The organism is Limnobacter litoralis (assembly GCF_030160455.1).
GTDB lineage: Bacteria > Pseudomonadota > Gammaproteobacteria > Burkholderiales > Burkholderiaceae_B > Limnobacter > Limnobacter litoralis.
Genome location: NZ_BSOJ01000001.1, coordinates 14,238 through 36,077, shown reverse-complemented (window position 1 = coordinate 36,077; position 21,840 = coordinate 14,238). Strand labels below are relative to the sequence as shown.

At 55.7% G+C, this 21,840-nt stretch carries 21 protein-coding genes and 2 riboswitches; of the genes, 16 read left to right on the top strand and 5 right to left on the bottom strand.

The annotated features are described in order from the left end of the window. The first annotated feature begins 1 nt into the window (after window position 1). The gene (locus QQJ87_RS00160; RefSeq protein WP_284279225.1) at window positions 2-373 is read left to right on the top strand and encodes a hypothetical protein; all 372 of its coding nucleotides are present in this window, start codon (window positions 2-4) and stop codon (window positions 371-373) included. A gap of 20 nt (window positions 374-393) precedes the next feature. Then, on the top strand, window positions 394-1,611 hold the full coding sequence (locus tag QQJ87_RS00155; RefSeq protein WP_284279224.1) for a CsgG/HfaB family protein: 1,218 nt from the start codon (window positions 394-396) through the stop codon (window positions 1,609-1,611). Window positions 1,612-1,664: 53 nt separating this feature from the next. Here QQJ87_RS00155 and thiC read toward each other — a convergent pair whose 3' ends face one another. After that, entirely contained in the window at window positions 1,665-3,581 is a 1,917-nt protein-coding gene (thiC, locus tag QQJ87_RS00150; RefSeq protein WP_284279223.1) for a phosphomethylpyrimidine synthase ThiC, read from the bottom strand. A 229-nt stretch (window positions 3,582-3,810) separates the two neighbouring features. Here thiC and QQJ87_RS00145 point away from each other — a divergent pair, with 229 nt between their 5' ends. Continuing rightward, window positions 3,811-4,368, top strand: a complete 558-nt coding sequence (locus tag QQJ87_RS00145; protein WP_284279222.1) for a cob(I)yrinic acid a,c-diamide adenosyltransferase — start codon at window positions 3,811-3,813, stop codon at window positions 4,366-4,368. Here the strand turns inward: QQJ87_RS00145 and QQJ87_RS00140 are convergent, their stop codons facing one another. The 4 genes from QQJ87_RS00140 to mscL all read right to left on the bottom strand — a co-directional run bounded on the left by QQJ87_RS00140 (window position 4,369) and on the right by mscL (window position 10,299). Continuing rightward, the gene (locus QQJ87_RS00140) at window positions 4,369-6,375 is read right to left on the bottom strand and encodes a hypothetical protein (RefSeq protein ID WP_284279221.1); all 2,007 of its coding nucleotides are present in this window, start codon (window positions 6,373-6,375) and stop codon (window positions 4,369-4,371) included. A 42-nt stretch (window positions 6,376-6,417) separates the two neighbouring features. Further along, on the bottom strand, window positions 6,418-8,241 hold the full coding sequence (locus QQJ87_RS00135) for a glutamine--tRNA ligase/YqeY domain fusion protein (RefSeq protein WP_284279220.1): 1,824 nt from the start codon (window positions 8,239-8,241) through the stop codon (window positions 6,418-6,420). 47 nt (window positions 8,242-8,288) lie between these two features. After that, the gene (locus tag QQJ87_RS00130; RefSeq protein WP_284279219.1) at window positions 8,289-9,578 is read right to left on the bottom strand and encodes a D-amino acid dehydrogenase; all 1,290 of its coding nucleotides are present in this window, start codon (window positions 9,576-9,578) and stop codon (window positions 8,289-8,291) included. A 62-nt stretch (window positions 9,579-9,640) separates the two neighbouring features. Continuing rightward, window positions 9,641-9,738: riboswitch (glycine riboswitch) on the bottom strand. A 4-nt stretch (window positions 9,739-9,742) separates the two neighbouring features. Continuing rightward, a riboswitch (glycine riboswitch) is annotated at window positions 9,743-9,825 on the bottom strand. Window positions 9,826-9,855: 30 nt separating this feature from the next. Continuing rightward, window positions 9,856-10,299: a large conductance mechanosensitive channel protein MscL gene (mscL, locus tag QQJ87_RS00125; RefSeq protein ID WP_284279218.1), complete on the bottom strand. Its 444-nt coding sequence runs from the start codon at window positions 10,297-10,299 to the stop codon at window positions 9,856-9,858. A gap of 151 nt (window positions 10,300-10,450) precedes the next feature. Here mscL and QQJ87_RS00120 point away from each other — a divergent pair, with 151 nt between their 5' ends. From QQJ87_RS00120 to bioA, 13 genes are read left to right on the top strand one after another with little or no spacing between them, the layout of a single operon-like run. After that, entirely contained in the window at window positions 10,451-11,176 is a 726-nt protein-coding gene (locus QQJ87_RS00120) for a YebC/PmpR family DNA-binding transcriptional regulator (protein WP_284279305.1), read from the top strand. 13 nt (window positions 11,177-11,189) lie between these two features. Next, window positions 11,190-12,461, top strand: coding sequence for a phosphoribosylamine--glycine ligase (gene purD, locus QQJ87_RS00115; protein ID WP_284279217.1), 1,272 nt, complete (start codon window positions 11,190-11,192; stop codon window positions 12,459-12,461). Window positions 12,462-12,465: 4 nt separating this feature from the next. Next, entirely contained in the window at window positions 12,466-13,383 is a 918-nt protein-coding gene (hemF, locus tag QQJ87_RS00110; RefSeq protein ID WP_284279216.1) for an oxygen-dependent coproporphyrinogen oxidase, read from the top strand. After that, window positions 13,383-14,033 carry a nicotinate-nucleotide adenylyltransferase gene (nadD, locus tag QQJ87_RS00105; protein ID WP_284279214.1) on the top strand — a complete coding sequence of 217 codons (651 nt, stop codon included), beginning with the start codon at window positions 13,383-13,385 and terminating at the stop codon, window positions 14,031-14,033. The genes hemF and nadD overlap by 1 nt, the downstream gene beginning before the upstream one ends. A gap of 42 nt (window positions 14,034-14,075) precedes the next feature. Further along, entirely contained in the window at window positions 14,076-14,486 is a 411-nt protein-coding gene (gene rsfS, locus QQJ87_RS00100; protein WP_284279213.1) for a ribosome silencing factor, read from the top strand. An 18-nt stretch (window positions 14,487-14,504) separates the two neighbouring features. Next, window positions 14,505-14,975, top strand: a complete 471-nt coding sequence (gene rlmH / locus QQJ87_RS00095) for a 23S rRNA (pseudouridine(1915)-N(3))-methyltransferase RlmH (protein WP_284279212.1) — start codon at window positions 14,505-14,507, stop codon at window positions 14,973-14,975. A 4-nt stretch (window positions 14,976-14,979) separates the two neighbouring features. Beyond that, window positions 14,980-15,618, top strand: a complete 639-nt coding sequence (locus QQJ87_RS00090) for a Maf family protein (RefSeq protein WP_284279211.1) — start codon at window positions 14,980-14,982, stop codon at window positions 15,616-15,618. Window positions 15,619-15,668: 50 nt separating this feature from the next. Continuing rightward, the gene (gene rng, locus QQJ87_RS00085; protein ID WP_284279210.1) at window positions 15,669-17,144 is read left to right on the top strand and encodes a ribonuclease G; all 1,476 of its coding nucleotides are present in this window, start codon (window positions 15,669-15,671) and stop codon (window positions 17,142-17,144) included. Then, a complete protein-coding gene (locus QQJ87_RS00080) occupies window positions 17,144-18,322 on the top strand; it encodes an aminotransferase class I/II-fold pyridoxal phosphate-dependent enzyme (RefSeq protein ID WP_284279209.1) in 1,179 nt (392 codons plus the stop codon). The genes rng and QQJ87_RS00080 overlap by 1 nt, the downstream gene beginning before the upstream one ends. After that, on the top strand, window positions 18,319-19,074 hold the full coding sequence (locus tag QQJ87_RS00075; RefSeq protein ID WP_284279207.1) for an alpha/beta fold hydrolase: 756 nt from the start codon (window positions 18,319-18,321) through the stop codon (window positions 19,072-19,074). Before QQJ87_RS00080 ends, QQJ87_RS00075 begins: the two co-directional genes overlap by 4 nt. Next, on the top strand, window positions 19,074-19,874 hold the full coding sequence (locus QQJ87_RS00070; RefSeq protein ID WP_284279206.1) for a methyltransferase domain-containing protein: 801 nt from the start codon (window positions 19,074-19,076) through the stop codon (window positions 19,872-19,874). Before QQJ87_RS00075 ends, QQJ87_RS00070 begins: the two co-directional genes overlap by 1 nt. After that, complete coding sequence (bioD, locus tag QQJ87_RS00065; RefSeq protein WP_284279205.1) at window positions 19,871-20,491, top strand: dethiobiotin synthase; 621 nt, start codon at window positions 19,871-19,873, stop codon at window positions 20,489-20,491. Before QQJ87_RS00070 ends, bioD begins: the two co-directional genes overlap by 4 nt. Beyond that, a complete protein-coding gene (bioA, locus tag QQJ87_RS00060) occupies window positions 20,488-21,837 on the top strand; it encodes an adenosylmethionine--8-amino-7-oxononanoate transaminase (protein ID WP_284279204.1) in 1,350 nt (449 codons plus the stop codon). The genes bioD and bioA overlap by 4 nt, the downstream gene beginning before the upstream one ends. The last annotated feature ends 3 nt before the right edge of the window (window positions 21,838-21,840 follow it).

Here is a 21,840-nt window from a genome sequence, read left to right as displayed (position 1 = left end):
CATGATCAAGACAGTCATCGCAGGCCTGCTTGCAGCCGCAGCCACCCAGCTGTGCTTCGCACAGACTTTTGAATCCAATATGAACAGCTTTGAAACGCCGCTAGGCATGAACAGCGTGACCAGCATCGACACTCCCGTTTCAAGCACACGCGATGCAAATTTCAACCGCACAGTGGTCAATCAACCAGGTGCCACTTTCTCGGTCAGCTCAATTGGCAACTTGGTGAATGTGCAAACCACTGGCAGCAATAACACCATCGTGGTCAATGCCAACCAAGTCAACAATGGCAACCAATCTGCCAACTTCAGCGTCGGCATGCAGAACTCCAGCGACAACCCGGGCAGTGGCTCGGCTGCAGGCGCATCCAATTAAGACAAGACAGGCGATTCACCATGAAAGCACCTTCCATTTCCAATTTGCGCACCTTGCTGGCATCGGCTTTATTAATTGCCACACTGCCAGCTTGCACCACACTGCCGCATTTTTCTCGGGACAACTATGTGGACGCTATGGATGGTGCCGAAGTCATTGAAAATGACACACGTTACAGCCGCGAGCTCACTTGCCTTCGCCCAGCAATCAAGGCGGCACCCGTGCACCGGTTTGCGGTGGGTCGCGTCAACGACTTCACTGGCAAAGAAGACCTGGTGAACGGCAAGCGCATCACTCAAGGTGCAGCCCTGATGGTGATGTCCGCCCTCGCGAAAGCAGGTGTTCCCATGGTTGAACGATTTGACACATCCATCGCCGACATGGAGCTGAAATACTCCGACAACAAGTTAATCACCGACGATCCCTCCAGTGGCAATTACCGAAAAATTTTCGGAGGCTCTATCCCTGGATCTGACTATCACATTGTGGGTGGCATCACCGAGGTCAACTACAACATCAAAAGCGGCAGCATCGACTCAAGCATCAAGTTTCTTGGAACTTCAGCACAGTATTTCGTAATGAACGTCGGCGTAGACCTTCGATTGGTCAATACCAAAACGCTGGAAGTCGTCGACGTACAGAGCCTGCAAAAGCAAATCATAGGCACTGAGCTTCGTGCTGGCTATTTCAGGCTCTTCACCGATGGTGTGTTTGACTTGAATGCCGCCGAACGCACACAAGAGCCGATTCAAAAAGCAGTAAGAATGGTCATTGAACAGGCAGTATTCAACATGGTCGAAGATGTTTACAAAATCAGCCCTGCGGGTTGTGGCAATTTGGGCAAACTTCAGGTGCTTGATTCACAACCGGTGCATCAGTCGAATGCTCGAACCGCACAAACTCAGGCAGCACGGCCTGCTTCGACGTTGCCAACCTCTACTGCCCCTACGGCAACTCCGGTACCTGTCACGACAGTTACAGCAGCACCGGCTAAAAAACCACTGGAAGCGCAAACTCCCATCGAATTAAGCACACCGCCCAAAGCGGGCAAAACCGCTGGAGAAAAGGTGGTCATCGACCCCAACACGGGCGAGATCATGTACGCCGATGACAAAACAGCCAACATGAATGGTTTGGTGGGTGCTGGCGTTGGGGCTGGCACCAGTGGCGCTGAAAGCACCAGCACTGACCGAATGAAGGAAAAAATGCTCTGGGGCAGTAAACCCATGATTCAATAAAAAAAGGGGGCTACAAGCCCCCTTTTTCACATCAGACCCGAAACACCGAGGCATCAGCTTTTGTGATAAATCTCTGAACCCTTCTTCACGAACTCAATCGACTTCTCTTGCATGCCCTTGTTCAAGGCTTCCTGCTCAGACACCCCAAGGTTGGCAGCGTATTCACGCACATCCTGCGTGATCTTCATCGAGCAGAAATGCGGCCCGCACATGGAGCAGAAATGCGCCACCTTCATGCTCTGCTTGGGCAGGGTTTCGTCGTGATATTCACGTGCCGTATCCGGGTCAAGCCCCAGGTTGAACTGATCATCCCAGCGGAATTCAAAACGCGCTTTTGAAAGTGCATTGTCGCGAATTTGTGCACCGGGGTGGCCCTTCGCAAGGTCAGCCGCGTGCGCTGCAATTTTGTACGTGATGATGCCGTCCTTCACGTCCTTTTTATTGGGCAAACCCAAGTGCTCTTTGGGGGTGACGTAGCACAGCATCGCAGTGCCATACCAGCCGATTTGCGCAGCGCCGATGCCACTGGTGATGTGGTCGTAACCGGGTGCAATGTCGGTAGTCAGTGGGCCCAGTGTATAGAACGGCGCTTCATGGCATTCCTTCAACTGAATGTCCATGTTTTCCTTGATCAGTTGCATCGGCACATGGCCGGGGCCCTCGATCATCACCTGCACATCGTGTTTCCAGGCAATCTGGGTCAGTTCGCCCAGTGTGCGCAATTCTGACAATTGCGCTTCGTCATTGGCATCGTAGCCAGAGCCAGGCCGCAAGCCATCACCCAGCGAGAAGCTGACGTCGTATGCCTTCATGATCTCGCAAATGTCTTCGAAATGCTCGTACAGGAAGCTTTCCTTGTGGTGGGCCAGACACCACTTCGCCATGATGGAACCGCCGCGAGACACAATGCCCGTCATGCGATTGGCAGTCAGCGGCACGTAGGCCAGGCGAACACCCGCGTGAATGGTGAAATAGTCCACGCCCTGCTCAGCCTGTTCAATCAGAGTGTCGCGGAAAATTTCCCAGGTCAGGTCTTCGGCCTTGCCATTGACCTTCTCCAACGCTTGATAAATAGGCACGGTGCCGATTGGCACAGGGCTGTTGCGCAAAATCCATTCACGGGTTTCATGAATGTGCTTTCCAGTGGACAAATCCATGACCGTGTCGCCACCCCAGCGGATGGACCAGGTCATTTTTTCAACTTCTTCGCCGATGGATGAACTTACCGCTGAATTGCCGATGTTGCCGTTGATCTTCACCATGAAATTGCGACCAATGATCATGGGTTCAATTTCAGGGTGGTTGATGTTGGCTGGAATAATCGCCCGACCACGCGCCACTTCATCGCGCACAAACTCGGGCGTGATTTTCTCAGGAATGGCTGCACCAAAAGACTGACCCGGGTGTTGGCGGGTCAACAACTCCACCATCTTTTGCCCGGTTTTACCGCCTGACTCCAGCAGGCTTTGAATGTATTCCTCGCGACACTGATTCTCACGAATGGCGACGTATTCCATTTCTGGCGTGATAATGCCCTGACGCGCGTAATGCATCTGCGTCACGTTTTTCCCGGCCTTGGCCTTGCGAGGTTTGCGGGTCAGGTTGAAACGCAACTCGGTCAGTTTGGGATCGTTCAACCGTTCAACACCGTAAGCCGAGGTCGGTCCATTCAGCACTTCTGTGTCATTTCGTTCCTCGATCCAGTTGGCGCGAATGGCCGGCAAGCCGGATCGAATGTCGATTTTTGCAGCGGGGTCGGTGTAAGGGCCAGACGTGTCGTACACATAGATGGGTGGGTTTTTTTCACCGCCGAACGCTGTCGGTGTGTCGTCCTGCCAGATTTTGCGCATGGGAACCCGAATGTCTGGCCTTGAGCCTTGCACGTAAACCTTTTCAGAATTGGGAAGCGGTTTGACAGCAGCCTCGTCCACCTTGGCGGTTGCGGCTAGAAAATCGGGATTGGCGCTCATGAAAACTCCTTGTTGGGCGGTAAAGGGCAGGACCATTTCACCACCGGAGCCTGGGCACTGGACGGGGAAACGCTTCCTGCAAACAGCATTATCTGCACAGGTGTGAGGGTTTTTCTCACCCGGCAAAACCATTTGCCAGGACCCCTGCGTTAAACTCCAAGTATAGGCTTGCAACCCGCTGATCTCAAGACAGTAGTTGCCACACCCCACCAATTTTTAGAAGCAGACCATGGGAAACCGACTCAGCAGCATAACCACCCGCACCGGCGACGACGGCACCACTGGCCTGGCCGACGGTCGGCGCCTTCCAAAAACAGACTTGCGCGTCCACGCCATGGGCGATGTTGACGAACTAAACTCGGCCATCGGCCTGATCCTCACCGAAACGCTGCCCAGTCCGCTGGACACCGAACTGGTTCGTATTCAGCATGATCTGTTTGACCTTGGGGCGGCACTTTGCATGCCGGGCTATGACATTTTTCCAGTCACGGCCATAGAGCGCCTGGACACTCTGATTGAATCGTTCAACAAGCCACTGACCCGCCTTGAAGAATTCATTTTGCCGGGGGGTAGCAAAGCCGCGGCGCTCACCCACGTTGCACGCACCGTCTGCCGTCGGGCGGAACGCACTGTGGTTGATCTGCGAGCCCACGAAGAGACCCCGCAGGCGCTGGTGTTGTATTTGAACAGGCTGTCGGACTTTCTGTTTGTGGCCGCCCGCTGGATTCACCACCAACAGGGCCGCAACGACGTGATGTGGAAAAAAGGATTCAATAAACCCGAATAGTCATTTTGAGGGCGGGAAAAAAAACAGTTTGGGCTGCTTCAGGAAACCCTGGAGCAACTTGCGAAACAGTACCCCACCCTGAATCACGCGCACACCCCGTGCGCGCATGGCGGTGTACAGTGCCAACGCAAAACTGACGCTTAAATTGCCCGCCCCTATCGCGAAAATACCCAGAATGGACATTCCAACGGTCCACCAACCAATGTCCGCGCCACCCGACTGGAACGCGAAGCCCATGTTGGCAGACGAAAATGCAAAGTGCGTGGTGTCCAGCGGCAGCCCGAGAATAAGGCCCACAAAGCCCAAAGACCCCAACATGATGCCCAGAAAGATGCAACCCATCAGTGCACCCAGGTTGCCTTCCAGATAATTGGCAAAACGTTGCAAACGGCTGATTCCCAAAATCTTTTTGAGCCAGACTACTTGGCGCAACCTTAGGGGTATGCGCTCATACAGGCACAAATTGTCATAATAGCCAGACACCACCCCTGTTAAAAACAGACACACACCGGCAACCGCTGCATGTGGCACCGCAGCTGACGTAACGGGATTGATCGAGTGAAGCAACAAGGCTGTTTTGTCTTCGCTGACCGGCTCGAAACCAAACGCCAGCGTCCACACATACGAAATCGCCATGCCAGTCAAGGCCGCCAATACCATGTTGCCGAAGATGGCCACAAACTGGGCCCGCGAGACCTGCGCCACCAAGGCGATCACCTTGTCATAGCTGCGCATTCGCCCACCGGCAGAATCAATGGCGGCGGCAATGCTGGCTGCGGTCATGGCTGGCTGTTTGGTGGCCACGGTGCCATGAAACAGATGCACCACCACAAAACACAAGGCGTAATTGAAGCTGAAAGCCACTGCTTCCAGAAGAAGGGGCAGATGCAAACTCACCAGCCACACCTTCACAAAAGCAAACAGGGCGATAAAAAACCCACCGATCAGGGCAGCGCGCGCGATGCCCCAATATTCACGCCTGGATTCAGCCGCATAATGCTCACCGGCCTGACTGGCATGCTCGGTAATGCGCATGGCCATTTTTTCGGTGTAACTGCGCCACAAGTCCGAGATGGAATGCTTTCGGTTTTCTTCTCGCACCAGCGTCCGGAAAAAAGACACGCTCGCTTCGGCGCGACTTTCAACAGGCAAGGCACCCAGCAGTTGCAACAGAATTCGCATTCGAGTGATCGACTGCTCCAGACGGATCAACTGCAGGCTAAGGGCCATCGACAAGCCTTGCAAACGGGCCTGGGCATGAGCCTTGCGGATCTGATCTGTACATTGGTCGAGCAACACGTCCAGATGACCCCCTAGTTCGTCAAGGCGACCTTGCTCGCTCAGCTGAATGTGGGCCTGTTCAATGACCTTTCGCAATTCCATGTGCTGCTCGACAAAAGGGGAGGTGTGCCGGTCACTCATGCCGAGACAACGCACCACTTCACCCTCAATGCCCAAGGCCGCTATTCGCACCGCCAACATTTCCATGGCCTCCAGCATTTCATGCTGAATACGCCGCCACAAAGGGTGATCCGGGTTGTTCCACTCCAAGGCCTCAAACAGTCGCAACCACGCTTCCATGCTGATTTTGTCGAACCATTCATGATCATCCGACTTCGGAAACAGAATGTTCAGGGACTCCCGAACCGTTTTGTCTTCGACTGTGGCTGGCAAAAGGCGTTGAAACAGCCTGCTTTTAAGCGCCTGACCAAAGGTTTCGCTGCCCAGAATGCCAAGCTCGGCAAAGGTGTAACGGTATTTGGACTCTTGCAGAAACTGCTCAAGATAGTCTTTGACCTGTGCACGAAGTGCGGGATCCTGCACAAGCACCTCGACCCACATCAAAAACCGTCGATCAATTTCGAAATCCGAGCCGGTGGCCCCCACTTTCAACCAACGCACCAGATGGACCAGATGACCAATGTCAGCCTCTTCAGACTGAGCACTCATGCCACTCAGAATGGTCAGCAAGGCCGATCGTGTTGAATACACTGCGTCTGTTGCCATTTTCACCTCACCCTTCTCGACAAAGGGAAATCACCCGGCAGCTTATTTGGACCAGCTGTCCTTCAGTGTCACTGCCCTATTGAACACCAGTTTGCCCGGCGCGCTGTCTTTCAGGTCTGCCACAAAATAGCCGTGCCGCTCAAACTGGTAGATGTCCCCAGCCTTCACATCAGACATGCCGGTCTCCAGCCAGGCCCGAACTTCGGTCAGCGAATCGGGATTCAAGCTGTCCAAAAAGTTTTTACCGCTGGAATCGGGATGCTCATCTGAAAACAGACGATCGTACAGTCGAACTCTTGCAGGCACTGCCGTGGCCTGATCAACCCAATGCAAATTGCCTTTCACCTTGTAAGTGTCGGCCCCGGGTGTGCCGGATTTGCTGTCCAGAAACACCTGGGCGTGAACAGCCGTGACTTTGCCATGCTCGTCCTTGTCGCAGCCTGTGCATTCAATCACATAGCCATAACGCAGGCGCACACGGTTGCCCGGGAACAGCCGGAAAAACTTCTTGGGTGGATCTTCCATAAAATCTTCCGCCTCAATCCACAACCGCTTGCCGATGGTGAATTGACGGGTACCCCAGTCCTCATGGTGCGGGTGGACAGGGGCAGAACAAGTGTCCGACCAGTCGTCGGGCACATTGTCCAGAATCAGTTGCACTGGATCAAGCACTGCCACCGCCCGATGGGCCTTTGGATCCAGGTCATCGCGCAGCGCGCCTTCCAGCACGGAATAATCGATCCAAGAATCGGACTTTGACACCCCAATGCGCTGGCAAAACAACCGAATGGCCGAAGGCGTGAAACCGCGCCTGCGCAGCCCGACGATGGTGGGCATGCGGGGGTCGTCCCATCCGCTGACCCGACCATCTGACACCAACTGCTGGAGTTTGCGCTTGCTGGTGATGACGTAACTGAGGTTCAATCGGGCAAACTCGACTTGCTTGGGCAAAGGGTGGCCCAACAAGGCCTGCAAGCGCTTTCCGTCTGGCAGTTCGTGATCACGCGCCAGATTGCCCAGCAACCAGTCGTAGAAAGGCCTTTGGTCCTCAAACTCCAACGTGCAAAACGAATGTGTAATGCGTTCCAGTGCGTCTTCAATCGGATGGGCAAAGGTGTACATCGGGTAGATGCACCAGGCGTCGCCGGTGCGAATGTGATGCGCCCGTTTGATTCGGTAGATGGCCGGGTCACGCATGTTCATGTTGGGGCTGGCCATGTCAATTTTGGCGCGAAGCACAGCCGCGCCGTCTGGCAACTCGCCCGCGCGCATCGCGCGAAACCGAGCCAGGCTCTCGGAAGCAGGCCTCTCACGGTAGGGTGAGTTTTGCCCAGGCTGCGTCAAGGTGCCACGGTTGGCCCGCATTTCATCGGGCGTTTGCTCATCCACATAAGCCAGACCCGCCTGAATCAGGAATTCAGCCGCCGAGTACATGAATTCGAAGTAATCGCTGGCGTAATACAGATTGTCATCGCCAAAATGCGTCCAGCCAAACCCCAGCCAGCGAACAGCATCCAGAATGGAATTGGCAAATTCTTCGGTCTCTTTCTCTGGATTGGTGTCATCAAAGCGCATGTGGCATGCGCCTGCGTACTCTTCCGCCAGTCCAAAATTGACGCAAATGGCCTTGGCATGGCCAACGTGAAGATAACCGTTCGGTTCAGGCGGAAAGCGAAGCCGGATCCGCGCCGGGTCAGCCTTGGCACCTGTATGCACACTGGCAGGCCCAGGCTTGCCAGCCCATGGACGAGCCGCATATTCTGGCAAAGCCAGATCGTGATCAATGACGTTTTTTAGAAAGTTGCTGGCAGGCGCCGCTTCTGGGGCACCTGCAGCAGTCTTGGGTGAATTTCCTGCAGTAGACATCAACGCATCCTGTGTGGCGAATGCGCCGATCTTAGCAAACCTTGGCCTTATGCAGTGGCCAGTTGCTCGCCTCTTCTGGAAGAAATTCCGGTAAAGGCGAAGTCCAGCTCAGGCTGCTTGCCGTTCATAATGGCCGCGATCGAACGTGCGGAGCCACAGGAATGAGTCCACCCGAGCGTTCCATGACCCGTGTTCAAATACAGGTTTGGAATTTTCGAACGGCCGATGTAAGGCACGTTTGAAGGCGTGGCGGGGCGCAGACCTGTCCAATACACGGCATCATCGGGGTTGGCCATGCCGGGGAACAGCTCCATGACGCGCCGCGTAATGGCCTTGCAGCGCACCTCATTCAGCTCGGTGCTGTAACCATTCAACTCAGCGGTGCCCGCAATGCGCAGGCGGTCACCCAGGCGAGAAAACACAAGCTTGTATTCGTCGTCTGTCAGGCTGACTTGCGGCGCTTTGGAAGGGTCGAGAATCTGCATGGTGGCTGAATACCCCTTGGCGGGATAAATCAGCAGATCTACACCCAGATCTTTGACCAGCATTGGGCTGTAACTGCCCATGCACAGCACGTATTTGTCGGCCTTCAAAATCTGCACCTGACCGTCTTCACCGCGCACGCGCACGCCCGATATTTCGCCGCCTTCCATGTCCAGACCAAGAATGGTGGTGCCGTACTTGAATTCAACGCCCTTGCTGGCCGCGTGTTTGGCCAGATTCTGGGTGAATTTGTGGGCATCGCCACTTTCGTCGGCCTCGGTGTAGGTTGCACCGGCGATGCGGCTCTTGATGCTGGCCAGCGCGGGCTCCAGCTCAATCGCCTTGTCCGCATCAATCACTTTTCGGTCGCAACCGAATTCACGCATGATTTCCGCAGGGCCCATGGCGTCTTCAAATTCTTTCGGGTTGGTGTAAAAGTGCAAGATGCCTTTGGTCAGGCAGTTGTATTCCACACCGGTTTCAGCGCGAAGTTCCTGCAGGGTCGAACGTGAAAAGGTGCCCAGGTTCACCATCTGAATAATGTTGTGACGGGTGCGCTCTGGCGTGCACTCGCGCAAAAACTGCATGCCCCAGCGCCACTGGCGGGAATCTGCCCGCAAACGGAACAACAGCGGCGCGTCTTCTTTCATGAGCCACTTCAAAACTTTTTTGGGGGCTCCGGGGTTGGCCCAGGGCTCAGCGTGAGACACAGAAATTTGCCCGCCATTGGCGAACGAGGTTTCCATGCCAGCGGCCGGTTGACGATCAATGACGGTGACGTCAAATCCTTCTTTGTGCAAAAACCAGGCTGAGGTTGTGCCGACCACACCGGCACCGAGAACGATTGCTTTCATTTTTCAAGCTCCAGAATAGAAAAAGGGCAGTAGCAGCCACCATGGCCACACGCCTGCCCCTCTCTGTCCTTTGGCCTGAGAGATTCGCAGTGGATCGCACCGCTTGCCCCTTCGGCGGCTGATTACTGCGTGCCGTCAGGCACGCTCAGCGCTCTCCAGATTAAATTCCTGAATCTGTACTTCAACCTGAGCGTTCGTGGGGGATGCGCCTTCGGCGGGTTAAAAACCTCTCTCCAGATTCAATGCTGATTGTACGCCCCTGATCGGCCGAGTCCAATCAGTTTTTCTTCAATGCGTCGCGAATTTCACGAAGCAAAACGATGTCTTCCGGGGTAGGCGCCGGTGCGGCAGCTTCCTCTTCCTTCTTCTTTTCAAGTGCTTGGGTAAGTTTGGTCACTTGACGCACCATCATGAAGATGATGAAGGCCAAAATGATGAAGTTGATTAAAACCGACACAAAACTGCCGTAAGCCAGCACCGGTACGCCCGCCTTGCGCAGGGCGTCCAGCGTTTCGGGGGTACCTTCAGGAATTTTGCCAAGTGCAATGTAAAGGGCTGAGAAATCCAGATTGCCGAAAATAGACCCAACAATCGGCATGATCACGTCAGACACCAGACTTTTGACAATGCCCGAGAAAGCACCGCCGACAATCACCGCAACGGCCAGGTCGATGACGTTGCCCTTGACTGCAAACTCTTTGAATTCTTTTAATAAACTCATTAATAACCTCGTTTTCAAGACAGGTTGAAATAAAAAACACACCAAAATACATCTGTTGCAGATTATCACCAAGGAATACGCCATCCACAAGGCGCAGTTGGGGCGAGGTGGTAAAATTCCGGCTTGTCGATCATTCATACAAGTGCAAGCCATGGCAGGACATAGCAAGTGGGCCAACATTCAGCACCGCAAAAATCGCCAAGACGAGAAGCGGGGCAAAATCTGGACAAAAATCATCCGTGAAGTCACGGTTGCCGCGCGCGTGGGCGGCGGCGACGCCGACACCAACCCCCGCCTTCGCTTGGCCCTTGAAAAGGCCGCTGCCGCCAACATGCCCAAAGACAACCTGAACCGCGCCATCTTGCGTGGCACGGGTGAAGCCGAGGGTGTCAACTACGAAGAAATCCGCTACGAAGGCTATGGCGTGGCTGGCGCAGCCGTCATCATTGACTGCATGACCGACAACCGCACCCGCACAGTCGCGGAAGTGCGCCATGCCCTGTCAAAACACGGTGGCAACCTGGGCACAGACGGCAGTGTGGCCTTCATGTTCAAACACTGCGGTCAGTTCATCTTTGCACCAGGCACCAACGAAGACAAGGTCATGGAAGTTGCCCTCGAAGCAGGCGCCGACGACATCGTCACCGACGAAGAAGGCATGATTGAAGTCATTTGCCCAGTGGTGTCCTACCACACCGTCAAAACCGCCTTCGAGCAGGCCAACCTGCCCTTTGAGGCGTCTGAAATCACCATGAAGCCAGACACTGAAACTGAACTGGACGGTGAAGACGGTCAGAAAATGCAAAAACTGCTGGATGCGCTGGACGATCTGGACGACGTTCAGCAGGTGTACACCAACGTGATCATTAACGAATAAGACCGGGGTTTTCATGAAAATTCTAGTGGTAGGTTCTGGCGGCCGAGAACACGCGATGGCTTGGCGAATTGCGCAATCACCTCGGGTGCACAAGGTGTTTGTCGCCCCCGGCAATGGCGGCACCGCGCTTGAAGAAAAGATGGAAAACATCGCGATTTCCGACCTCGAACAGCTTGCTGAGTTTGCCAAAAAAGAAGAGGTCCATTTGACAGTCGTCGGGCCTGAAGCGCCGCTGGCGGCGGGCATCGTGGACCTGTTCCGCAAAAAAGGCCTGCGCATTTTCGGCCCCACCAAGCTTGCGGCCCGCCTCGAAAGCTCCAAAGACTACGCCAAAGCCTTCATGAAGCGGCACCACCTGCCCACCGCTGAATACCAAACCTTCACTGACGCGGCCTTGGCCCATCAGTACGTAAACAATCAAGGTGCCCCCATTGTCATCAAGGCAGACGGGTTGGCGGCCGGCAAAGGCGTGGTGGTTGCCATGACCCTCGACGAGGCCCATCAAGCCATCGACGACATGCTGGTTGGCAACTCCATGGGAGAAGCCGGGGCACGGGTCGTCATTGAAGAATTTCTGGAAGGTGAAGAAGCCAGCTTTATCGTGATGGTCGACGGCACGCACGCACTCGCCCTGGCCTCCAGCCAGGACCACAAGCGCCTGCTGGATGCCGACCTGGGCCCCAACACCGGCGGCATGGGCGCATATTCGCCCGCACCAGTGGTTACGCCAACCATGCACGCGCGCGTCATGCGCGAGGTCATTAATGCCACCATCACCGGCATGAAAAAAGACGGCTTGGTGTACACCGGCTTTCTGTATGCGGGCTTGATGATCGACCAAAAAGGCAACCCCAAGGTTCTGGAATTCAACTGCCGAATGGGCGACCCGGAGACCCAGCCCATCATGATGCGCCTGAAAAGCGACTTCGTTGAGCTGCTGGATCACGCCATCGACGGCACGCTGGACAAAATCGAAGCTGAATGGGACCGCCGCACCGCGCTGGGGGTCGTGCTGGCTGCTGAAAATTACCCGAAAACACCGCGCACCGGCGATGAAATCCACTTCACGCCATGGACAGGCGATGACGGCAAGATTTTCCATGCTGGCACGCAAGCGCAGGGCGACAAAACTGTGACCACAGGTGGACGTGTGCTGTGCGCCACAGCCTTGGGCGACTCGGTTCGACAGGCGCAGCAAAAGGCCTACGAAGTCGTCAAACACGCCGACTTTGAGGGCATGCAATACCGTTCCGACATCGGTTATCGCGCCATCAACAGAAAATAACGCCATGGAAAAAACCCAGCTCGATGCAGTCCGCACCTACCTTGAGAACCTACAGACCTCTATCGTAGACGGTTTGGGCCAGTTTGAAAGCAAACCTTTTCTGGTCGACGAATGGACCAGAACGGAAGGCGGTGGCGGCCGCAGCCGTGTGGTCGAAGAAGGCAGCCTTTTCGAGCGGGGTGGGGTTAACTTCAGCCACGTAACAGGCAGTAATCTTCCGCCTTCCGCCACGGCCAACAGGCCAGACATGGCCGGCGCGGCATTTGAGGCCATGGGAGTGTCTCTCGTTCTGCACCCCCGAAACCCATACGTGCCCACCGTGCACATGAATGTACGGCTGTTTGCCGCCAGTCACCCGTCAGGTCGAAGCATGTGGTGGTTTGGGGGCGGCATGGATTTAACACCCTATTACGGACACGCAGAAGACGCAGTTCACTTTCATCAAACCTGCAAAAACGCTCTGACGCCATTTGGTGATGCCCTGCACCCGCGTTTCAAAGCCTGGTGCGACGACTACTTTTATTTGAAACACCGACAGGAACCACGCGGTGTGGGCGGCATCTTTTACGATGACTTTTCCGAACTGGGTTTCGATCAAAGCTTTGCAATGACCCAGAGCGTGGGTGACGCTTTCCTGAAGGCTTACCTGCCAATCGTGGAGAAGCGGCTTGACACACCTTACGGTGAGCGAGAGCGCGACTTCCAGGCCTACCGACGAGGCCGGTATGTCGAATTTAACCTGGTGTTCGACCGGGGCACCCTGTTCGGCCTTCAAAGCGGCGGACGAACCGAATCGATCCTGATGTCCATGCCACCCAACGTCAAATGGCGATACAACTGGCAACCCGAGCCAGGCTCGGCCGAACATCGTCTGTACTCTGACTTTCTGGTCCACAAAGACTGGCTGGCCCAGCAAGCCTGATGAATCCACAACAAATCTGCATCATCGGCGGCACATTCAATCCTGTGCATCTCGGGCACCTTCAAATGGCGCGTTCAGCACAGGCCCAAAGCATGGCTGACGAAGTCTGGTTTATGCCCGCGGGGCAGCCTTGGCAGAAAAGCGAGACTGACCTTGCGCCGGCGCAAGTGCGGGTCCGAATGCTGGAGTTGGCCACGGAAGGGGTGCATTCATGGCGTGTTGAACGCATGGAGGTGGACAGCACAGAGCCCACTTACACGGTGAACACGCTAGAGGCCCTGTGTGAAAAACACCCCGAAAAGCGTTTTTCATTCATCATCGGCGCTGACCAGCTTGCAAACCTCACCACCTGGAAGCATTGGCAAAGCCTGTTCGACTTTGCCCGCATCGGGGTCGTGGATCGCCCGCCCTGGGACACATTCAAAGTGCCCAGTGAATTGAAGCGGCATCTGATGCAAGACCGACTGTTTCGAATTCCGATGCCCATCGTCAACGTCAGTTCAACTGAAATACGACACTGCTTTGAACTGCTCAAAACCAGCGAATATGGACAGCGTCAGGCTGCATTGCTGAGGCTGGAAGCCAGCCTTCCCGGCCCGGTGTTCCGATACCTTCAGAACAACCCCGTTTATGGTCGCCTAATTCCCTGAAAGTTGTTAAACTTCAGCCATCTACAACACATCCGAGATTGAATGGACCTCCGCAAGTTACAACGCGTCGTGATTGACGCGCTAGAAGACATCAAAGCCCAAGACATCGCTGTATTCGACACCACCAAACTGACCGGTGTATTTGACCGGGTCATCATTGCCTCAGCTTCTTCAAACCGGCAAACCCGCTCATTGGCCAGCCATGTGCGCGACAAGGCCAAAGAAGCAGGATTCGAAATCATTAGCATCGAAGGCGAGGACACGGGTGAATGGGTGCTGGTGGACATCGGGGACGTGGTGGTGCACATCATGCAACCCGCCATTCGTCAGTACTACAATCTCGAAGAAATTTGGGGCGGTGCTTCCGTGCGCGTCAAACTCAACCCGCACAGCTTGAGCAAACCTCAGCCAGGCATCGATTACTTTCCGAACGCGGCCGAATTTGCCAGCTGATCTGCTGGGGCTGTACTTTTGAAAATTCACCTGATTGCCCTGTCCCACAAAATTGAACCGTGGGCTCAGGCGGGCGTCGAGCAGTTCATCAAACGGTTTCCACCGGAGTGGCGGCTCACCATCAAAGAGCTGAAGCCTGAAGATCGATCAAGCGGAAAGCCGGTCGACCAGATTCTCGCCAAAGAGGCTGAACGAATTCGACAGGCCATACCCGCGGGCAGCCTGGTGGTTGCGCTGGACGAACGCGGCACCGACCACTCCAGCAAAACCCTGGCCATGGATCTTCTAAAATGGCACGAAGCAGGCGAACAGCTTTGCCTGCTGATTGGCAGTGCTGACGGATTAGACCCCCAACTCAAAGCAGAATGCCGGGCCATGTGGCGGCTTTCTTCACTGACACTGCCCCACGCCCTTGCGCGCGTGCTGGTGACCGAGGCCCTCTACCGCGCCTGGTCTATTCTTTCAAACCACCCCTATCACCGGGAATAAGGCCATGCAGGTCGACACCTTGCCCTCCGGTTTGCCAAAGTCCATTTGGCTTGCCTCCCGAAGCCCAAGGCGAAGGGAACTCCTTGAGCAGTTGGGTATTCAGGTTCAACTGTTGATTGCCCAGACACCCGAGGACGCAGAAGCCCTTGAGGCACTGCGGCCGGGCGAAGCGCCGCTGGACTATGTTGCAAGAGTAACGCGCCTGAAACTGGATCAAGGTATTTCTGCCATGCAACAGCAGAATCTAACCGGTTGGGTTCTTACGGCAGACACCACGGTGGACCTACACGGGGAGGTGTTGGGCAAACCGGAAACGCCCCTGCAAGCCATGCAGATGCTGAACCGCCTGCAAAGCACCCTGCACCGGGTACACACCAGTGTGGCCGTGGCCTTTGTTCAACACAAGCAAGTCAGCCCCTTGATCCGGCAAACCACCCAAACATCGGAAGTGGAGTTTGATCACATACCCGAAGAATTTACCAAGGCCTACGTGGCTGCGGGTACGCCGTTCGACAAAGCGGGGGGTTACGGCATACAAAGTGAAATTGGGCAGTTTGTCAGAAGAATCTCGGGCAGTTATTCTGGCATCATGGGGTTGCCGGTCTACGAGACCAGCATGCTACTTCGGGACAACAACCGTTGAGCATTCCCGAAAACCCCAGAGGCAACATGTGAACCGAATTGAACAGCAGCATGAATGAACAGATTCTTGTGAACGTCACGCCACAGGAAACCCGCGTGGCCATTATTCAACACGGGGCCGTGCAGGAATTGCACATCGAACGCTCATCGACGAGGGGCATTGTTGGCAATGTGTACCTGGGCCGAGTGGTCAGGGTGCTGCCCGGCATGCAATCCGCCTTTGTGGACATCGGGCTGGAGCGTGCCGCGTTTCTTCACGTGGCCGACCTCTGGGAACACCGCGCCTACAATCACCATCAATCCAAATCTGGCAGCCAACAACCACCGCCCATTGAAAAAATGGTGTTTGAGGGTCAAACAATTGTGGTGCAGGTCAGCAAAGACCCCTTGGGCACCAAAGGCGCTCGTTTGACCACCCAGATCAGTCTGGCTGGTCGCATGCTGGTGCACTTGCCCCAAGACCCGCACATCGGCGTGTCGCAACGCATTGAAGACGAGACTGAGCGGGAAGAATTGCGCGCCAAACTGACCGCCCTGCTACCGCCAGACAGCGGAGGCTTTATCATTCGAACCCACGCTGAAGAAGCCAAAGACGAAGAACTGGTGGCCGATGTCAACTATCTGAAGCGTCGATGGAAAGAAGTGCTGGACCAGACCAAAAAGGTGCCAGCCCCCGCCTTGGTGTACGAAGACCTGAACATGGCCCAGCGCGTGGTTCGCGACCTGGTGTGCAACGACACACAGAGCATTCTGATTGACTCGAAAGAAACCCTGAAAAACCTGATTGCCTTCGCCAGCACTTACGCCCCCGAGGTCACAGAGCGACTGAAACTGCACAGCGGAGAAAGGCCGGTGTTCGAGCTGTTCAATGTCGAAGATGAACTGCAAAAGGCGCTGGGTCGTCGGGTTGAACTCAAATCGGGTGGGTATTTGATCATCGACCAGACCGAAGCCCTGACCACGATTGACGTCAACACTGGCGGCTTCGTGGGTGCCCGCAATTTCGACGACACCATCTTCAAAACCAATCTGGAAGCCGCCCAAACCATTGCCCGACAGCTCCGCCTGCGCAATCTGGGGGGGATTATCGTGATCGACTTTATCGACATGAGCAATTCTGAGCACCGCGATGCCGTGCTGCTGGAATTGCAACGGGCGCTGGACCGAGACCGTGCTCGAACCACAGTCACGAATTTTTCGGCGCTAGGACTGGTCGAAATGACCCGCAAACGCACGCGAGAAAGCCTTGCGCACCTGCTGTGTGAACCCTGCCCCTCTTGCCAGGGCAAAGGCCAGGTCAAAACCGCTCAAACCGTGGCTTATGAAATCATGCGCGAGATCATACGCGAGGCCAAGCAGTTCAACCCCCGAGAATTCCGCATACTCGCCAACCCGGCTGTGATTGACCTCTTTCTGGAAGAGGAAGCCCAACACCTGGGCATGCTGGAAGAGTTCATCGGCAAACCGATCACCCTGCAAGTTGACAACCTCTTCACGCAGGAACATTACGACATTATCCTGACGTGATGAACCTCACTGAATCCGCTTTGGCCAGCCTGGAAAAAAGGCGCGCTGACCTGTTGCTGCGCACGCTGCCTGACTATGCCAGTGCGGCCGGCAATCTGGTGGATTTTTCCAGCAACGATTACCTGTCCCTGAGCCGAAACCCCGATATCATCGAAGCAGGCGTTGATTGTGCAAGGCGCTACGGCGCCGGTTCGACGGGTTCCCGATTGCTGTCTGGCAACCTGGCCTGCTTCGAGGCGCTGGAAGCACAAATAGCCCAATACAAGGATTCACCCGCTGCAATCGTGTACAGCAGTGGCTATCAGGCCAATTCCACAGCCTTGTCTGTTTTGCTGGACAAAACACTTTGGCAGGCGGAACCGCTGCTATTCACAGACCGCCTGAACCACGCAAGTCTTCACCATGCCTGCCAATTGGCGGGCGTTCGGCAGATCCGTTTCAGGCACAACGATTTAAGCCACTTAGCCGAATTGCTGGAACAGCACGCACAGGCGGACAGACCGATTGTGATTGTCACGGAAACTGTGTTTGGCATGGAAGGCGACAGCTTGAACATCGAGGCACTGGCCGAATTGGCCTGCCGCTACAATGCGCTTGTCTATCTGGATGAGGCGCACGCCACCGGGGTCTGGGGGCCACAGGGCCGGGGCTTGGGCGTAAGCACACACCCTGCGGTCACCGCACTGAAGCGCGCCGGCCACTGGGTGGTCATGGGCACATTCAGCAAGGCCGTGGGTGTCAGCGGGGCCTACATCGCCTGCTCTGAGGCACTGAAAAGCCTGCTGATCAACAAAAGCAGCGGCTTTGTCTATTCCACAGCGCCCAGCCCTTTTGTGGTGGGTGCCGTCAGCCGCGCGCTGGAACTGATACCTGGCCTGGAAGCCGAGCGCACGCGGTTGCATCAATTGGCCAGCGGGCTTCGGCGCATTTTGCAGGACAAAGGCTTCTCCACCGGCGAATCCAACACCCACATTGTGCCCATAATCACCGGGTCGTCCGCCTCTGCCTTGATGTTGAAAGCCAGACTGGCAGAGGCTGGCCTGCTGACTTCAGCGGTTCGGCCACCCACGGTTCCACCCAACACCGCCCGTGTCAGGCTTGCCCTGTGTGCGCACCATCGGGAAGAAGACACCGCACGCCTAAGCGCAGTGCTTGACAACTGTGAGCTCATACCATGACCACGCGCGCGCACGATGTGATCGTTTTTGCGCACGGCTGGGGCTACGACCCCTCGTTTTTCAATCCACTGATCGAAGCCCTTCAGCGTGAGCACGCCGACTGGTTTAACCAGTGCCTTGTTGTTGCACTTGATCAAGGCTATTTCTCAAAGTCGGGCGAAGGCGCATTGAAGGTTTGGGAGCAATCCGCGTGGGTGCCCCACCCCGCAGAAACCCTGCACGGCCTCGTTATGGGCCATTCGGATGCGCACTGGGCAGGAGTTGGACACTCGCTGGGGTTTGCCCATTTGCTGGCCTATGCCATCAAATGGCGCAAGCTGGTCAGTGTAGCTGGCTTCACCCATTTTTGCAGTCAGGGCGATTTGCCCGGCACTGCACCCCGGGTGCTTCAACGCATGGTGACGCAACTGAAGACCGACCCAGCCGGCGTCTTGACGGCTTTTCAGCAACGTGCAGGTTACCTGCCAATGCACACCCCTACCCTGCCTTCCACCTTGAACGCACACCACCCGCTACTTCAAGATCTTGAAAGCATGCTGACCCTGAACTGCGCCGACACTTTGACAAAGCTCCTCAACCAAGGGGTTCAGGTTCTGGCCATTGAGCAGCCAGGCGACCCCATCGTTGAACACACCATGGCTGGGCGGCTGCATCGCCTGACCGTAACGAATGCCCCCCACAGTGAACTGGCCCGGAACCCTTCGCGGTATACTCAGGCACTCGTTGATTTTTTAAAGCAAGACGCAAGCTGATGCTGACCACCGTGGACGACCTGGCGCGCCCTCAAAAGCTCAACCCAATCGAAGCCCGTTTCTCAGCCGCTGCTCAGCAGTACGGTCAGGCCGCGCACGTTCAAAAGCAGATCGCCGATGCGCTGCTTGATGCATTCAAGGACTTTGCTGCCGATTTCTCTCCACGAAAACTGCTGGATGTTGGGTGTGGCACTGGTTTTGTAACTGAACCCCTGCTGAAGCAACACCCCAATGCCCGCGTAATGGCCGTTGATCTTGCCCAAGGCATGTTGGACCAGCTGCAGGCGCGTCTATCAAACCCCAGGCTTGAACTGCTGCGGCACGACGGACAAGACCTGCCAGCATCCATTATTCAAGGTGGGGCAGACCAAGCGGTGTTGTCCAGCATGTGCATGCAGTGGTTCGACAAACCGGCCGACACACTTTGCCACTGGGCCCAGTTCAATCGAATAGTGGCTGTGGCCGTGTTGCTGGATGGCTCGTTTTCAGCCTGGCGCGCAGCGCATGCGGCCAGCTGCCAGCCCTGTGGCCTTCACCCCTTACCCAGTGAAAATGCCCTGCATTTGGCACTTCGCACGCTGAAAGCGCGTAGGCCAGGGCTTCGAGTGCAAAGCCACACCCTTGAGGTACTGGACCACCATCCGGATGGACTGTCGTTTGCCAGAAGCCTCCGTGCCATCGGCGCGCACACCCCCAAACCCGGTCATCAACCCGCCAACCTTCGCAAGGTGCTTCAACAACTGAGGGCAGATTGCACCTTGAATTACAGGGTAGGCATTTACCTGATCGAAAACCCATGAAAGCTGTATTTGTCACCGGAACAGACACCGACGTCGGAAAAACAGTTGCCAGCGCCTGGCTTTGCAAACACTGGCGAGCCGATTACTGGAAGCCCATCCAAAGTGGTTTGGACGGGCAGACCGACAGCGACAAAGTTCATCTGCTCAGCGGTGCAAGTATTCATCCCGAAACCCATCGGTTGACACAACCCCTTTCACCCCACCAGGCCGCAGATCTGGATGGCGTGCAAATTCGCCTGTCCGATTTTCAATTGCCGCAAGGCCCTGAACGACTGGTGGTGGAAGGGGCGGGCGGGTGCCTCGTACCCTTGAATTGGCGTGAACAGACCACCGATCTGATTGCGGCGCTGGACCTGTGTTGCCTGGTGGTGGCACGAAGTGGCCTGGGCACCATCAACCACACCTGTCTCAGCATTCAAGCCTTGCGCAGTGCGAATATTCCAATTTTGGGTGTGCTGATGACCGGCCCTCAAAACGACGCCAACAGAGAAGCCATCGAACACTTCGGCCAAATTCCGGTGCTGGCGTGCCTGCCGCACTTTGATACACTGAATGCCGAGGCCCTGGCCCGATTCGAACCCACCGAACGTCTCATGAAAGCACTGGAATCCCTGTGACCCACACTGCAGATCAACTGATAGCCCGAGACGCCGAATTCTGCTGGCACCCGTTTACGCAAGCGCAAACGGCCAAGGCGCCATTGCCGATCGTTCGTGGCGAAGCCGAGTTTCTGTTTGACGCCAAAGGAAAGCGCTATTTCGACGCGGTGTCCAGTTGGTGGGTGAACCTGCACGGTCATTGCAACCCGGTCGTCTCGGAGGCGATTAAAGCGCAGCTGGACACCTTGGAGCATGTGATGTTTGCCGGCATCACTCACCCCGCCGCAATCGACCTTGCCCAGGCACTGGTTGATCGTGCGCCACAACCCCTGAAGAAGGTGTTTTTTTCGGACAACGGATCCACAGCCATTGAAGTGGCACTGAAGGTGGCTTTTCAGCACTGGAGCAACCTGGGGCTGGGCCAGCAAAGGCGCAAACTGCTGGCCTTGCAAGGCGGCTACCATGGCGACACCTTTGGCGCCATGGCCGCAGGGCGCTCCAGCGGATTCTACGACCCCTTCAAACCCTGGCTGTTTGAGGTTGAGTTTTTGCCAACCGGCACCTGCGCCTGCACTGAAGAAGAAGCATTAAGCAGTCTGGATTCCACGCTTGCGCAACAGGGTGATCAAATTGCAGCCCTTATTCTTGAACCTTTGGTGCAAGGGGCCAGCGGCATGCGAATGATGCGTGCCGAGCACGTGGCTGAAATCACCAAACGCTGCCAGCGTGCGGGGGTTCTGGTGATATTCGACGAAGTCATGACCGGTTTTGGCCGAACCGGCAGCTTGTTCGCCGCGCAGCAAGTGGCCCAATTTGGCGGGCATGCGGACCTGCTTTGCCTGTCCAAGGGGCTGACCGGTGGCTACATGCCCATGGGTGCTACGCTTGCAAGCCAGGCGCTTTATGATTCATTTTTAAGCGACGACGTTGGCAAGGCTTTTTTGCACGGTCATTCCTACACGGCCAATCCACTGGGCTGCGCAGCAGGCCTGGCCAGCCTTCAATTGCTGGACAACACGGCCACGCAACGCAATATTGAACGCATTCATTCGATTCACCAGTATTGGCAAGTGCAACTGAGTACGCACCCCCTGATCGAAAATCCACGGGTGTGCGGCACCATTGCGGCCTTTGAGCTAAAATCGCCCATAGACGCATACGGATCAGCAAGCAGTCAATGGCTGCGCGAGGCCTTTCTGGACCATTCAATCATCGTGCGGCCACTGGGCAACACCATGTACTGGATACCCCCTTACTGCACCTCGTCCGACACCCTGGAGCACGCCTACCAGACCTTGCTGAAAGTATTGAAGCAATGGGAAGTGACACAAGCCCGGTTGTTCTCAGACACCGAGCTGTTTTAAAAA